The 14,516-nt window shown below is 72.2% G+C and carries 13 protein-coding genes; 6 read left to right on the forward strand and 7 right to left on the reverse strand.

The window, feature by feature from the left end; translation table 11 throughout:
* Positions 1-16 precede the first annotated feature (16 nt).
* Both HNR20_RS16090 and HNR20_RS16095 read left to right on the forward strand, forming a co-directional pair.
* Entirely contained in the window at positions 17-532 is a 516-nt protein-coding gene (locus HNR20_RS16090) for a sigma-70 family RNA polymerase sigma factor (RefSeq protein ID WP_051708644.1), read from the forward strand.
* Complete coding sequence (locus tag HNR20_RS16095) at positions 529-1,248, forward strand: anti-sigma factor family protein (protein ID WP_184180712.1); 720 nt, start codon at positions 529-531, stop codon at positions 1,246-1,248. The genes HNR20_RS16090 and HNR20_RS16095 overlap by 4 nt, the downstream gene beginning before the upstream one ends.
* Before the next feature lie 118 nt (positions 1,249-1,366).
* Here HNR20_RS16095 and rarD read toward each other — a convergent pair whose 3' ends face one another.
* From rarD to eccE, 4 genes are all read right to left on the reverse strand, one after another.
* Positions 1,367-2,284, reverse strand: coding sequence for an EamA family transporter RarD (gene rarD, locus HNR20_RS16100; protein ID WP_184180714.1), 918 nt, complete (start codon positions 2,282-2,284; stop codon positions 1,367-1,369).
* A 29-nt stretch (positions 2,285-2,313) separates the two neighbouring features.
* Positions 2,314-2,778, reverse strand: coding sequence for a GNAT family N-acetyltransferase (locus HNR20_RS16105; protein ID WP_184180716.1), 465 nt, complete (start codon positions 2,776-2,778; stop codon positions 2,314-2,316).
* A gap of 127 nt (positions 2,779-2,905) precedes the next feature.
* On the reverse strand, positions 2,906-3,292 hold the full coding sequence (locus tag HNR20_RS16110; protein ID WP_184180718.1) for a phage holin family protein: 387 nt from the start codon (positions 3,290-3,292) through the stop codon (positions 2,906-2,908).
* Positions 3,293-3,352: 60 nt separating this feature from the next.
* Positions 3,353-5,275, reverse strand: a complete 1,923-nt coding sequence (gene eccE / locus HNR20_RS16115) for a type VII secretion protein EccE (RefSeq protein ID WP_229687017.1) — start codon at positions 5,273-5,275, stop codon at positions 3,353-3,355.
* Between the two features lie 289 nt (positions 5,276-5,564).
* Between eccE and HNR20_RS16120 the strand changes: the two genes are divergently transcribed.
* Together HNR20_RS16120 and HNR20_RS16125 are read left to right on the forward strand one after the other, a co-directional pair.
* The gene (locus HNR20_RS16120; RefSeq protein ID WP_184180722.1) at positions 5,565-5,885 is read left to right on the forward strand and encodes a WXG100 family type VII secretion target; all 321 of its coding nucleotides are present in this window, start codon (positions 5,565-5,567) and stop codon (positions 5,883-5,885) included.
* Positions 5,886-5,907: 22 nt separating this feature from the next.
* Complete coding sequence (locus tag HNR20_RS16125; RefSeq protein WP_184180724.1) at positions 5,908-6,201, forward strand: WXG100 family type VII secretion target; 294 nt, start codon at positions 5,908-5,910, stop codon at positions 6,199-6,201.
* Between the two features lie 85 nt (positions 6,202-6,286).
* On the opposite strand, the gene mycP is transcribed toward HNR20_RS16125, so the two are convergent.
* Positions 6,287-7,510: a type VII secretion-associated serine protease mycosin gene (gene mycP, locus HNR20_RS16130; protein WP_184180726.1), complete on the reverse strand. Its 1,224-nt coding sequence runs from the start codon at positions 7,508-7,510 to the stop codon at positions 6,287-6,289.
* A 152-nt stretch (positions 7,511-7,662) separates the two neighbouring features.
* Here mycP and HNR20_RS16135 point away from each other — a divergent pair, with 152 nt between their 5' ends.
* Positions 7,663-10,560 (forward strand): SseB family protein, encoded by a 2,898-nt coding sequence (locus tag HNR20_RS16135; RefSeq protein WP_184180728.1) that lies wholly within the window; start codon positions 7,663-7,665, stop codon positions 10,558-10,560.
* The gene (locus tag HNR20_RS16140; protein ID WP_184180730.1) at positions 10,557-10,922 is read left to right on the forward strand and encodes a UCP033725 family protein; all 366 of its coding nucleotides are present in this window, start codon (positions 10,557-10,559) and stop codon (positions 10,920-10,922) included. The genes HNR20_RS16135 and HNR20_RS16140 overlap by 4 nt, the downstream gene beginning before the upstream one ends.
* A gap of 4 nt (positions 10,923-10,926) precedes the next feature.
* Here HNR20_RS16140 and HNR20_RS16145 read toward each other — a convergent pair whose 3' ends face one another.
* Positions 10,927-11,859, reverse strand: coding sequence for an alpha/beta fold hydrolase (locus HNR20_RS16145; protein WP_184180732.1), 933 nt, complete (start codon positions 11,857-11,859; stop codon positions 10,927-10,929).
* 190 nt (positions 11,860-12,049) lie between these two features.
* Positions 12,050-14,470: an immune inhibitor A domain-containing protein gene (locus HNR20_RS16150; RefSeq protein WP_184188518.1), complete on the reverse strand. Its 2,421-nt coding sequence runs from the start codon at positions 14,468-14,470 to the stop codon at positions 12,050-12,052.
* Between the last annotated feature and the right edge of the window lie 46 nt (positions 14,471-14,516).

The raw sequence follows: 14,516 nt of genomic DNA on the forward strand, positions 1-14,516 counted from the left end.
AAGCGAGGAGACCGCCATCAGCGACCACGACGCCCAACTGCTGCGCGCGCTGCACGACGAGCACGCGGAGGCGCTGTACGCCCATGCCCTGCGGCTGGTGAACGGGGACCGGCAGCGAGCCGAGGACCTGGTGCAGGAGACACTGCTGCGGGCCTGGCGACACCCGGAGTCACTGGACCCACGACGCGGCTCGGTACGGTCCTGGCTCTTCACCACCGCCCGCAACCTGGCCATCGACGCCTGGCGGCGGCGGTCCACCCGGGTCGGCGAGGTGTTCACCGACGACCTGCCCGAACCGCCCGAGGTGATCGACGAGGCCGAGCGGGCGGTGGAGGCGTGGACCGTCGCCGAGGCGCTGAACCGGCTCAGTCCGACCCACCGGGAAGTGCTGGTGGAGTGCTTCTACCAGGGGCGGTCGGTGGCCGAGGCGGCGTCCCGCCTGGGCGTACCACCAGGGACCGTGAAGTCCCGCACCCACTACGCGCTGCGGTCTCTACGGTTGGTCCTGGCTGAGATGGGAGTGACGGGATGACCCGGTGCGAGTTCGCGCACGACGATGGCGCGTACGTGCTGGGTGCCCTGGCCCCCGCCGATCGGGCGGCCTACGAGCGGCACCTTGGCGGCTGCGACTCGTGCCGGGAGGCGGTCGCCGAGATCGCCGTCCTGCCCGGGTTGCTCGGGCGTCTCGATCCGGCAGGTTTGGAGCAGATCCTGCCGCCGCCAGCCCCACCCCGGGTGCCGGCGCTGCTGGAGGAGGCCCGGCGTCGCCGGCGTCGGGAACGCGCCGCGGACCGGCGCCGGTACGCGCTGACCACGCTGGCCGCCGCCGGGCTGGCCCTGATGGTCGGCGTGGGCGCCGCCGTGGTGCTGCCCGGGCCCACCGGCCCGTCCGGCCCTCCGGGGGCGCAGGGCAGCACGCCTGCGCCGCAGGTGTCGATGGTCGCCATGCGCCCGGCGTCGGCCGAAGGGCCGGTGCACGCCGACATCGGACTCACCGGCACCGAGTGGGGCACCGAGGTGACCATGCGCTGCGGGTACGACGCGCGGACGAGCTACGGCAAGGCGTACCCGTTCCGGCTGGTGGCTCGCGGCCCGAACGGCGCCAGCGAGCAGATCGGTTCCTGGCTGGCCGCACCGGGCGACGCACTCCAGTTCACCGGTGCCACGAGGTTCACCGACGCAGAGCTGGTCAGCGTGGAACTCCAACGAGCCGACGGCACCCCCATCCTGACCTACGCCGTCCCCTGACCCCGTCCCTCTTTTCCTCGCGATCTTGCACTTTCTGTCCTGCCATAAGGGGCATAGCGCCGATATCGGCGACAGTAACTGCAAGATCGCGGCGGACCAGGGTGGGGTCGGGGGCGGGTTAGGGGATTAGGGCTGGTTGTTTGGGGGCTTGGGTTCGGCGGGAATGGCGGGCGTTGCGGACGGCGTCGGCGGTGAAGACGACGAGGGCGAGCCAGACCAGCGCGAAGCCGGCGAGGCGGGCCGGAGGCATCGGCTCGTGGAAGATCAGCACGCCGCAACCGAGCTGAAGGATCGGCGCCAGATACTGGATCATGCCGAGGCTGCTCAGGGGCAGCCGGTTGGTCGCCCCGGCGAACAGGAGCAGCGGGATCGCGGTGGCCGCACCGGCCAGCACCAGCAGCGCGGTGTGCCCGGCCGAGACGTGCCCGAAGGTGGATTCGGCACGACTGGTCAGCCAGGCCAGGTAACCCAGCGCCGGTAGTGCCAGCACCGCCGACTCGACGAAGAGCCCCTCCGCCGGCGGCAGCCCGAGCCGCTTCTTGACCAGGCCGTAGCCGGCGAAACTGAACGCCAGAGTCAACGCCAACCAGGGCAGCCGGCCGTAGTCCACGGTGAGCACCACGACCGCCGACGCGCCGATTCCCAATGCCGCCCACTGTGCCGGACGTAGCCGCTCCCGCAGCACCGTCACCCCGAGCAGCACCACGACCAGCGGGTTGATGAAGTAGCCGAGCGCCGTCTCCACCACCCGGTCGGAGTTGACCCCGTAGATGTAGGCGCCCCAGTTGACGGCGATCAACGCGGCGGCGACGACGATCCCGGCCACCGTCCAGGGGCGTCGCAGCAGGGCCCGCAGGAAGCCGACGTTGCGCAGCGCGGCCAGCAGCAGGGCCACGAAGATCACTGACCAGACGATGCGGTGGGCCAGGATCTCCAGCGGGCCAGCCGGCCGCAACAGCTTGAGGTAGAGCGGAAAGAAACCCCAGAGCAGGTACGCGCCGAGCCCGTAGAGGTATCCCAGGCGGAGTGACGTCACGCCTCCACCGTAAGGGGCATGCCGGCGCTTTACTCCTTTCCGGTGACCGGGGTCACCGGCGGGCGCTGGTCGAGCTGCATCCACCGCTCCGGTACGTCCAGGGGCGTGAAGCCCACGCGCGCGTACACCTGGTGTGCGTCGTTGGTGCAGAGCAGGATCCGGCGTACGCCCAGCTCGGCCAGGTGGTCGCGGACCGCGCCGGCCAGCCACCCGCCCAGTCCGCTACCCCGGGAGGCGCGGTCGACGTACACGTCGCAGAGCCACGCGAAGCTGGCGCCGTCGGTGACGACCCGGGCAACCGCCACCTGGCGGCCGTCCCCGGGCCGGTAGACGCCGAACGGCAGCGAACCGGCGAACGCCCGCGCGACGGTCTCCCGGTCCCGGCCGAGTGCCCAGTACGCGTCGGTGGACAACCAGAGGTGCACCAGGTCCAGGTCGAGCCGGGCGGGATCGGTGCTGAGCAGATGGCCGTCGGTGCGCGTCAGCGAGAACACCCCGCGACGCTAACCGTCGGGATGGACTCCCGCACTGACCAATTCCCGAACTCTGGTCATCGGCCCGCCGGGGCCCCGGCCTTGGTCGGAGCCCCGGGCGGGCCAGTTTGTGCTGGCCGGTGGACGGTCAGTCCCGGTCGAGGACGGCGCCGAGGATCCAGGTCACGATGCTCACGAAGAGCGCGCCGAACACGGCGGCCGGCCAGAAACCATCCACACTGAACGGCAGCCCGACCTGGTCGGCGATCCAGCTGGTGAGCAGGAACAGCAGCCCGTTCACCACCAGCGCGATGAGACCGAGGGTCAGCAGGTAGAAGCCGCAGCCGACGGTCTTGATGATCGGCTGGAGAACCGCGTTGACCACGCCGAAGATCACCGCCACCAGGAGCAGCGTGGTCACCGTCTCGACGGCGGAGTTGGACTCCAGGTGGATGCCTGGAATGAGGAATGTGGACAGCCAGAAGGCCAACGCCGTGCTGGCCAGCCGAATCAGCAGACCTTTCAGAAAATCCATGGCGGGATCGTGCCACGGACCTGGCACCGACGTAACCCGGCGGACGGCGATCCTGGTGGATCACCCCCGCGCTGGCCGCCCGATCAGTTGCGACTCGATCGGGGTGGGAGTGAGCAGCGCCCAGCGCAGGGCCCGCCGGTTGACCACGGCGACCATGTCGTCCCGGATCCGGGTCAGCCACTCGGCCGAGCCGCCCAGCCCCAGCGCCGCGCCGGCCAGCGCGGCCTCGGCCGCGTTCAGCGGTTGCAGCAACGCCAGGTCGGCTCGGCTCAACGCGTCCACGTCCGCCGGGGTCAGCTCGTCCCGCACCACCAGGGTCGCCCGCCAGGGCGGGCCCGGCTCGGCCTCGGCCGGCACCGGCCCGGCGTCGACGACCAGCAGCAACGGACGCAGCGCGGTGCCCACTCCGTCGGCGACCGGCCGACCGGGTGGGATCAGCGGGATCATCCCGCCCGGCGCGCCCACCCCCACCCCGCGAACGAACGGCTCCCAGGCGCGCGGTCGAGCGGTCTGCACCACCACCAGGGCACCGAGGGCCAAGGCGCGCAGGGCCACCAACTGGCCGGCGCGCACTCCGCCGACCAGCAGCACCCGAGTGCTCTCCGGCCGGAACAGTCGCACGGTGACGGCTCTGCCGTGCCGGTTCGTGCCGACCATCAATCCCGCGTCGCCCAGCGTCAACTCCCAGTCCTCGACTGCGGGACGGGGCTGCGCCCCGGGTGCGGTCAGCGCCAACGGCAGCGTGGCGGCCAGCCCGAACAGGTGTGTGCCGTCGAGCCGTTGCAGCTCCCCGCCCAGGTCGGTCACCAGACGATTCAGCGCCTCGGCGGCTGCGGCCAGCCCGGTCGCCGTCTCGGCGGCCACGCGTACGGTCAGCTCGGTCGGCACTCCGCTGGCCCCGGTGATCGGTGCCGGACCCGCGGTGATCGACACCGTCGTCGCGGTCGCCGGCAGCGCAAGCAGCCGGGGCACCAGCCGCCGTCCACCCGTACCACCCGCGTCCGGCCAGTGGATCAGCCGGAAGGTGGCCTGGAACAGGGTGCCGGTCCGGAGCGCCGGCCAGGACTCCCGGACCGGATGGCCGTCGTGGTGGGCCAACTCGCCCAGGACGCGCAGCGCCGCGGGCACGCCGAGTGGCCGCGCGGTCAGCGAGCCGAGCCGGCGGACGATACGGCGTACCGTGCCGGCGAGTACGCGGCGCAGGTCTTCCTCGGACCACCCGTCCACCCGCAGCACCCGGACCGCCACCACCGCCCGCTCGTGCCCGGCGAGCCGCCCGTCGGTGAGTTGCCGGTACGACGTGCCGACCGTGCCGCCCGCGGCCGGCACCGGTGCCGGCGCCCCGGCGAGCAGCAGTTGCACCCGCAGCGGCGGCACGTCCGGCCCGGCCGGGGGTAGCAACGCGGAGGGCGCGGGAATCGCCCGGGACACGTCACCGAGCAGGTCGCCGGGGTCGCCAAGCTCCAGTAGCGCCACCATGCCCGCGGTGTCCTCCAGGACAGCCGCCGGCCCGCCGGTCAGCTCCGTCGACCGTACGACGGTGCCCGGGGCGACCAGGTCGAGCAGTTCCGCCGCTCCGGCCGGCCCGGCCAGCGCCCGACGTCGGGTCAGGTGCCCGACCGCGGTGCCCAGCCACTCGAAGAGCCATCGGCCCCGCAGTCGGACCCCGGCGACCATCACCAGCAGCGCGGCAACGAGTGCGGTGGCGGCGATGACGGGTGCGGGCCGGCCGAGGGCGGTGAGGACGAGCGCCACGGCGACCTGCGCGGTGACCAGTTGGCCGGCCCGCACTCCGGCGCCCGCCCGTCGACCCGGCGCGACCCAGCGAGCGACGGGCGGCCGGCGACGAGGGGTGCGCTGGCCGGCGGAGCCGGGGCTGCCCGACCCGGTCGGCTCGCCCGCCCCGACTGCTCCCGACACGGCGTCTGGCCCGGACCCGGCCGGGAGCGAGGGGTGCGGCCCTCCGGTGGTGATCGCCGGCACCGTGCCTCCTCGACCTGTGGGGACCGTGTCGGCGGCCGGCCGCCCAGGCGGCCCGTCACACGCCGCGACGTGGCTGCCGCACATCGTAAGCGACCGATGGCTGCCGTGGTTGTCCACAGGGGATGCGCGGGGGGTAGCAGAACCGCTACGAGGCCGCTACCGTCAGCCACGAAGTCCGTCGCTGACCCGCGTCTACCAGTGCTCGACGACCGGGCCAAGCGAACGACGCGTCCCCAGAGTGGGCGCGTCGACGGCCAAGGTGCGAGCGAGGAGACGAGGTGACGTGGGGGTGTCCCAGACCCAGGCAGAAGCCGCGGTGATGCAGCAGACCGCCGCGAAGTTCGAGCAGGTGGACCAGTCGTTGCAGTCCATGCTGACCGGCCTGCTGGCCGAGCTGCAGGTGTTGCAGCAGGCCTGGCGTGGTGCCGGTGGCCGGTCGTTCGAGCAGGTCAAGCAGCAGTGGTCACAGGACCAGGCGGCGCTGCACCGGGCGCTGCGGGAGACCGCCGGCGCGATCCGCACCGCCGGCCGGCAGTACGACGTGTCCGACGACGACGTGGCCAGCCGGGTGGCCGGCACCAACCGCGGCGGCATCCAACTGCCGCTCTGATCCCGCTCGGGAGGGGAATCCGATGGACCACGGTGTGCTGGTCGTCAACTTCGCCGCGCTTCAGCAGGCCGGCGCGGACATCCAGAAGGCGCTGAACACACTCGACTCGCAGCTCGGCCAACTCGAACGAGATGCGGCCCCGTTGGTGGCGAGTTGGACGGGTGAGGCGCGGCAGGCCTACGAGCAGCGGCAGGCGCGGTGGCGGGCTGCCTCGCAGGACCTTCAGGCGATGCTGCGTGACATCAAGTTGGCGGTTAACGACTCCGCTACCGACTACCTGGACACCGAGAAGAAGAACACCGGGCTGTTCCAGTGACCGCGGTGAGCCGGGAGCGCTGACCGTGTCCGAGTCAGCGCTCCGGCCGCTGCGGTTCAGGGGTCGGGGCGGTCCGCTCGCAGGGTCAGGCCGGGTCGGCCGGGCGCCAGCGTCGGCGGGCACCACGAGGCAACACCAGGGCGAGCAGCGTCACGGTGGCCGCGGTCATGCCGACCACCGCACCGACCAGCAGGGCCCGGTCCCGTGCGGTCGCTCGGCGGGCCTGGCGGGCGCGCAGCGCCGGGTCGGCCCGGTCGTCGGCGAGCACGGCGACCGGCTGCGGGTCGGCCGGGCGGCCGCCGCTGGTCTCGGTGACCGCGCGGTACGGGTTCAGCACGCCGGCGCCGTACCCACTGCCGTGTCCGGCGCCGGGAGCTGGATCGGCGGTGGCGATGATGCGTTCCGCCACCTGGGCAGCGCTCAACTCGGGCCGGTACTCGCGCAGCAACGCAGCGGTAGCGGCCACGAAGGGTGCCGCGTAACTGGTGCCCTCGACCTGATGATGGCCTGCCCTGGGTGCCGCGGCCAGCACCTCGCTGCCCGGGGCGACCAGATCGACGTACGAGCCGGTCTGCGAGAAGGTCGCCCGCCCACCGTCCGCCCCGATCGCCCCCACACCGAGCACCCCGTCATAGCTGGCGGGAAACGGTTGGGGGTCCCCGCTGTCGTGCAGGTTGCCAGCGGCGGCCACGAGCACCACGTCCCGTTCGACGGCGTACCGCACGGCCGATCGGACTTCCGGGTCGTCCGCGTACAGCACCACGGACAGGTTCACCACGTCGGCGTCGTGGTCGACGGCCCACCGGATGGCCCGGGCGAACTCGCCGGCGCTGACCGTACGCCCCGACTCCCGCCCCTGCACCACCTGCTGCTCACTCACCCGCACCGGCATGATCCGGGCACCTGGCGCCAGGCCGCGGAAGGCGACTCCGGGCTGGGGTGCCGCCGCGATGATGCTCGCCACACCGGTGCCGTGTCCGGCGCAGTCCTGACTGCCGTCGCCGCCAGGGTCGAGCAGGTCGGTGCCGGCCAGCACGCGCCCGGCCAGCTGAGGGTGCACCCGATCCACCCCGGAGTCGACCACCGCGACGGTCACCCCGGCACCTGTGGCCAGCGGCGCGAGCCGGGCGGGGTCGTACCGTTGCTGTGGCCACGGCGCGGCCGTGACCGGTTGGACGGGGGCGAGTGGCGTGGCGCACGCCGGTGCCGTCCGGACCCTGGCGGTGGCGGCGACGGTCGGGAGGGCCGGTACGGTCAGCAGGCTGGCGGCGAGACCTGCAAGGACCGGGCGCGTGATCGATCGAGACATCGACAGCCTCCGTATCGTGTCGGCTCCGGGACGGGATGTTATCGCCTCGCCCGCGCCCCGGCAGACCGCTGACGGCCAGCCATTGTGATCTTGGTACCACCTTGTAGGTTGTACGCGATACCTGTGGCCTGTTCTCGGAAGGAGAGGTGGCCGTGACCGAATGGGAGCCGGCCACGGAGGCCGAGGTGGCGATGCGCGACGCGCTGCGCGCCAACGACCAGGAGCTCTACTTCCGCCTCCTGTCCCGCAGCGACCTGTTGCTGCCGGTCTCCGCGCCGGCGCAGCCCGGCCAGACACCGGCGGGCTGGGGCACCTGGACCACCGGTGGCCGGACCCACGTGCTGGCTTTCACGTCCGCCTCCGCACTGCGGGCCTGCCTCGGCGAGCACCCCGGAAGCAACCGCCGCATCCCCTTCGCGGACCTCGCGGTCGGCTGGCCCAACCAGGAGTGGTGGCTCGCCGTCAACCCGGGTCTGCCGGTCGAGGGCTACCTACCGGCCTGGTTCGTGTCTCAACTCTCCCGGGGCGACGTGCGACTGCCCGGCCGCGCCATGGGCGCCCGCGCCCGCCTGGAGAGGGCGGAGACCCTGGCCCGCACCCGGACCGGCACGTCCGGCCGGGACGCCGGGCCAGCCGCTGGATCGCCTCCCGCGACGGGTGCGGCGCCGCCCGGGCTCGCTCCGACCCCGCCTCCCCCCGTCCCGCCCGCTTCGATCCCACCTGCTTCGATCCCACCCGCTCCGATCCCACCCCGGAGGGCCGCGCGGGGTGCGATGCCCCGGGCGGCGGGCGCGCCGCCGGCGCCCGGCCCGGCCCCCCGGATGCCCGGCCCCACTGAGCCGTCGCGCCGACCCGGCGAGGAGGATCTGCCCGCCGCCGGTCAGCGGTACCCGAGCGACCCGGCCCGACCCGGCGCGTCAGGCCCCGGCACACTGCCCCGCACCGGCCGGCCGTCCCGGTTCGCACCATTGACGCCCGCCGACCGTCCCGGTGTCGGCCCGGCAGATCAACCGGGCCCGGGCATGGGCTGGCCGGCAGCGAATCGGCCGGGCGACGTCGACGGCCCGGCCGCGAGCAACGGCAACGGCGGGCCCCAGGCCGCTCGGCGCTCCTTCTTCGACCCCACCCCCGCCCGGGACCGGGTGTCCGACCCGACGTCGAGCGCGGGCCGATCCGGTGACCGCGCGGCCCCACCAACCCGATTCGGTCGGGGCAGCCAGCCCTTCCCCCGCCGCCGCCCGGCCGACGCGCCGGCCGAGGAGACCGCGACACGGGCCTTTCCGATGGCGGATCCGGACGCCACCCGCCCGTTGCGGCAGCCGGCAGGCGACCTCGGTGCGTCCCGAGGGTTACGCGCGCCGGTATCCGGCGAGGAAGTCACCCAGCCCTTGCCTCCGCGCCGGCCCGGTCCGGTGGCAGACGAGCCCACCCGCGCCTTCCGGATGACGGGCGAGCCGCCGCCGATGAGGGCCGCGCAGCGGCCCAGCCCTCCGGCGGACGAGACCCAGGCGATCCCGCCGAGCCGGTTCGGGCCGGTGGAGGAGCTGTCGCCGTCCGTCGCGGAACCGGTCTCCGGCCCGCCCGCGCCGCGCCGCGGCTTCACGCCCATCGTCATCGAGGGCACCATCATCGAGTCCCGCGACCTCACCGACCCGGTCGAGGCAAGCGGTCCGTTCGACGCGACCCCGCCGCCCCGCCCCGCCGAGGCCGCCCCGCCGTCGTTCGGTTCGGCCCACTCCGGCCCGGGCCTGTTCAGTCCGTCGTCTTTCAGTCCCAGCCGGTCCGGTCCCGCGTCGTTCAGCCCCAGTCGGCCCGATCCTGGCCCATCCGCTCCGCCCTCCACGGGCCCGGCGGAGACCGGCCACCCGGCCGCCGGCTTGAGCGGCGGCAGCGTGGGCGGCGTCGGCCTGGGTGGTGTGGACACCGATCACCGCGATGGCAGCCCGGTCGGTGGCGATCGCGCCGACCTCGGCGGTTCGTCGGTCGGCGCGACCGGCTCGGATCAGACCGTCAGCGGCGAGAGCACGATCGCGGACGGCGACGGGCAGCGCCCGCCCGCTGACCAACCGGCACCGGTCGAGTTCGTTCCGGCCAACACCGTCGAGGAAGACCTGCTCGGCGCTGCCGGTGCCGGCAGCACGGACACCTTCCTGTCCACCCTGTTGCTGGCCCGGGTGCTGCTGCCGGCGGCACCGGACTCGGTGCGGGGGAGCCGCCCCGGTGACTCGGGCTTCGTCTGGCGTACGGCGCAGCTCGACGACGAGACGTACGTCGTGGTCTACACGTCGCCGGAACGCCTCGCCGACCACGTCGAGGGCGAGGTCGACACGGTCCGGGTGAAGTTCGCCCAACTGATCCGGCGTTGGCCGGACGAGGACTGGTCGTTCGCCGTCAACCCGGGCACTCCGGTCGGTGCGAAGTTGCCCGGGGAGCAGATCGTCGCGTTGGCGAACTGGGCCGCCGAGGTGGGGCTCGGTGACGACCTGGAGGTGGACCCGGAGGAAGCTCCGGCCGTGGCGGAGCCCACCGCCCGCCCCCGGTACGCCCCAGCGGCGGTCGACCCGACCCGCCCGACGGTCATGCAGAAGGCGATCGCGCCCAGCCAACTCGCCTACTACCTGGACCGGGGATACGACCGGGTCTCCGGCTTCGTGCACCGGGCCGGTGAGCTGGCCCACCTGACCACGCCGGCTCAGGTGCACGACGCGCTCGGCCTCAGCTACCCCGGGTCGCCGTTCGCCCGCGACGCCGAGGAGATCTACGTGCTGCGCTGGCCGGCGCACCGGCCGAGCCTCTACCGGATCCCCTACGGCGGTCAGAACGAGCCGGCGATGCGGGCCATGGAGGGCTGGGTCATCGAGCGGCCGCCGTTCCGGGGCAACGGCTTCGCCCCGGGGGAGAGCAGCGACGTGGTGGCGGAGTTCAAGGTGGACAGCGCGCGCCTTCCGCACGGCACGCAGTTGTGGCGGATCGGCGCGGACGGCACCGAGCGGGTGGTCGCGGAACTGGACACCGACGCGGTGGTCTGGCGACGGGTCGGTGAGGCGTGATGCGCGACGGTTACGTGGCCCGCTGGCAGGGCCGGGAATACCAGGCCAGCCCGGATGGCGACGACATCCGCCTCTACCAGCCCGAGCCGGGCGAGGGCTTCGAGGAGGTCCGCGCGGGCCGCTACGTCCGCGTGCTGCCGGCGAGTGAGATCGAAGATCTGGCGTACGTGCGGACCACCTGCACCTGGCAGGGCCAGCCATTCATCGTGCTCGGCGAGCACGACGCCTGGCTGCGGGTGGAATACACCGGTGGCCGCTGGCCGGTGGCCGAGGCGATGCGGCTGGAGGTCTTCGACTTCGGCGTCTACCAGGGTTGGGCGCCGGCCTCCGAGGTCACCGACCTACGGGAGCAGCGGGTCTGAGCGGCTAGCTCTTCGCCCAGCGCAGGATCTCGCCGAGCACCAACTCCGGTGCCTCCAGGTGCGGGAAGTGCCCCACCCCGTCGAGCAGCCGCCACTCGTACGGGGCGACGACGTAGCGGCCGGAGCCCAGGGCGGTACGCGGCAGCGACGCGACGTCCAGAGCGCCGTGCAGTTGCAGGGTCGGGGTGGTCAGCGGCTTCTGCATCAGGCGGACGAACCGGTAGCCGTGCAACCGCAGCAGCGAACGGAACGCCCAGCGGTACCCCTCCATCGCGCAGAACGCGGCCTGCGGAATGCACATCGCCTCCCGGCACCGCTCGGCGTACGCCTCGAAGTCCGGCCCGGCCACCCACCGTGGGCCGCCCCAGCGGCGCAGGATCTCCGCGACGGCCGCCGCGCCGTCCCGGGTCAGGACGTGCTCGTAGCGGGGTAGCTGGAACTTCAGCGCAGGGGTGGAGGCGGCGAACTGCCCGCGCGGGTCGGCGAAGATGCCGGCGCGTAGCCGCAGCGGGTGTGGCGCCCCCAGCACGACGAGCCGGCGGACCAGGGCCGGGTGGAACGAGGCCACCGTCCAGCCCACCATGCCGCCGGCGCCGCCGCCGACGATCGTCGTGGACCGTTCACCGAGGGCCCGGATCAACCCGGCGATGTCGGCGGCGAGGGTGTAGCCGTCGTACCCCCGGGGTGGTTTGTCGCTGGCGCCATACCCGCGCAGGTCGACGGCGACCGCCCGGAAGCCGGCGTCGGCGACCGCCGGCAGCATCTGGTGCCACGCCCACCAGTGCTCCGGGAAGCCGTGCAGGAAGAGCACCATCGGCCCGGTGCCGGCCTCGACCACATGGAACCGGGTGCCGTTGGCGCCAACGAAGCGGTGCGTCCACGGCCCCTCGGTGAGGACACAGGACTCGTCGACGACTCCGCCGCGCTGGTCGGTCATGGCAGACAGCCTAGGGCCCGGTTGCCGCCGACGGCCCTGGTGGTCGCGTTGAACAGGGAGAAGCCCGGGTTGTCCCCTACCGGGCGGGAGGCGTAGTCAGTGCGCGATGAGGCTGGCGCGGATGCTCGACAAAGGGCGACGCCCGGGCAGATGACCTGCCCGGGCGTCGCGTGATGAAGCGGAATCAGTGTCAGCTGATCCGGATCTTCATCGAGGTGCCGTCCTGCTCCAGAACCTTGACCTTGACACCGGTCGCGGGGAGCTTGACGCCGTGGTTCGGCAGCTCCTCGTAGAAGTACTTCTTGGTGTCGTCGAACTGCGGCTCGGCAGCCTGGCCACGGATGTACTGCGGCTGGCTGTTGAGGTGCAGGGTGAACGAGTCAGCCTTGTTCAGGCTGAACGGTGCGTCGTACACCTGGACGCGGGCCCGCCACGGAGCCCCGGTCAGGTTGTAGATCGGGCGCGGGTGCGCGTCGATGTACAGGTTGCGACCCTCACCCGGGTGGGCGACCGTGTTGTTGTCGGACCAGCGGGTGTTCCAGTACGAGATGAGCAGGCCCTCCTGGTACGCGTAGTGGTCCACCCAGTCCGGGCGGGTGTTCGCGTAGCCGAAGAAGTACGGGCCGGTCTTCAGGTACTTGTCGTACGACACGTACGACCGGTTACCCGCGATGTAGAAGTTGTCGAACAGCCGGGTGTAGGTCGCCCCGACCACCTGGAACTTGTCGAGGGTCCAACCCGCGTCGGTCTCGGCACCGTCGCTGAGAACGGTCTGACCGTCGGCGGTCACGGTGATCGCGTCACCGAAGAAGCCGCCCTCGGAGACGCCACCGTCGGTGACGTAGTGCAGGCGGACCTGCGCCACCTTGCCGGCGATCGACGTCAGCGGGATGTTGATGTCCGCCCAGGCGCCATTGCTGGTGCCGGCGAGGGCCGGACGGCCCGCGCCGTCAACCCCGATCGGCGTGCCGTTGGCCGTGCCGTCCAGGTCGGTCCAGGTCTGACCGCCGTCGGTCGACGCCTCGAAGTAGAGGTAGTCGTAGCCAGCCTCGATGCTGTACTTGCCCTTGAGCGACAGTGCCGCCGTGGACTTACCGGTGAGGTCGAACGTCCTCGTCATCTTGCTGTCGAGGTTGTCCTCGTTACCGGAGAAGTACTGCTTGGAGCCCTCGAACGGCGCGCCGTAGTCGAAGGTGTATTCCCTCTGGGGCAGCACGACCACCGCGGCCTGCGCTTCCTTCGAGTTGTACTCCTGCGGGCCGAGCTTCAGCGTGCGCTTGTCCCCGGCGACGACCACCTCGTAGTCGAGCCAGCCGAGCTGGAGCTTGTTCCACGCGCCGAGGTCGCCGCCGCGGTCGCCGATGCCCACGTCGTTCTTGGCACCGAGCCGGCTCTGGGCCATCAGGGTCCAGTGCTCGTTGTTGTTGTCCGCGGGTCCGTAGTCGTCCGGCAGGCCCAGGTCGTGGCCGTACTCGTGGTAGAAGACGCTGCGGCCGCCGTTTTCCGGCTGGATCGTGTAGTCGCGGATCCAGACGCCGGTGTTGCCGATCTGGGTGCCGCCGATCGGGAAGTTCGGCGGGCCGACGGGCGAGCTGTTGAAGGCCGACCAACGGTGGCTCCAGATGGCGTCCTCACCCTGCTGCGGGTCACCGTCGGCCTGGTCGCCGCCGGAGTGGACGATCTGGAAGTGGTCGATGTAGCCGTCCGACTCGTTGAAGTCGCCGTCACCGTCGAAGTCGAACCGGTCCCACTGGTCGAAGGACTTCATCTCCGCGGCGATCTGCGCGTCCGTCCGGCCCTTGGCCTTCTGGTCGACGACCCACTGGTTCGCGGCGTCCTGGATCAGGTTCCAGGTGTTCGAGCAGACGTTGTCACCACAGACGGCCCGATCGTCCCGCGGGTCCGCCGGCTGGCCGGGGGGCGGGTCCGGGATCGGGTCGTCGGAGCGACCGTAGCGGGCCTCGTTGTACCGGACCTTGACCCAGTCGGTCACCTCACCCTCAACGGTGTAGCGACCCGAGGACTGAGCCTCGTAGTACTGCTTGAGCGACTCGTCGCCCGGGTTGGTGCCGAAGTAGACCTGGCGGAAGTGCTCCGGGCTGAAGTCCGGCTGCCAGATGGTGGAGTTGTCCACGGCCCGGTTGGGCTCGGGGATCTTGTTGTGCAGCGGCCCTTCGAAGGTTGCCGGCCCGGCGATGTCCGGGTTCATGTCCTTGTCCGGGTAGGACGGGTGCCGCTCGTCACCGAACTCGGCGAGGATCACGAAGATCTTGTCGGTCTGCTCGCGCTTGAGCTCGACGTACTGATCCTTGGTCTTCTTCGCGCCGGCGGCGGCGCGGGCGTTGGTGCCGCTCGTGCCGCTCGTCTCGCCGACCTTGACGACCGTGCTTCCATTGCGCTCGATCGGCTTGCTCCGACCGCTCAGCACGTCGCTGAGACCCTGCTGAAGCAGCGCGCGGCGCTTGTCCTCGAGCTTGTCGGGGAGTTCGTCCTTCAACGCCTGCGGCTCGGCGGCGGCCGGTGCCGCCGGCAGTTTGGGCTGAGGCGCCGCCGAGGCGGACGGGCCGTAGAACAGGCCCGTCGCCGTCAGTGAGAGCCCGAGCAGACCCACTGCGACTTTGCGCACGTGGTACCTCCGGTTTGAGGGAACCGGCCCA

The sequence above is a fragment of the Micromonospora parathelypteridis genome, assembly GCF_014201145.1.
Lineage (GTDB): Bacteria > Actinomycetota > Actinomycetes > Mycobacteriales > Micromonosporaceae > Micromonospora > Micromonospora parathelypteridis.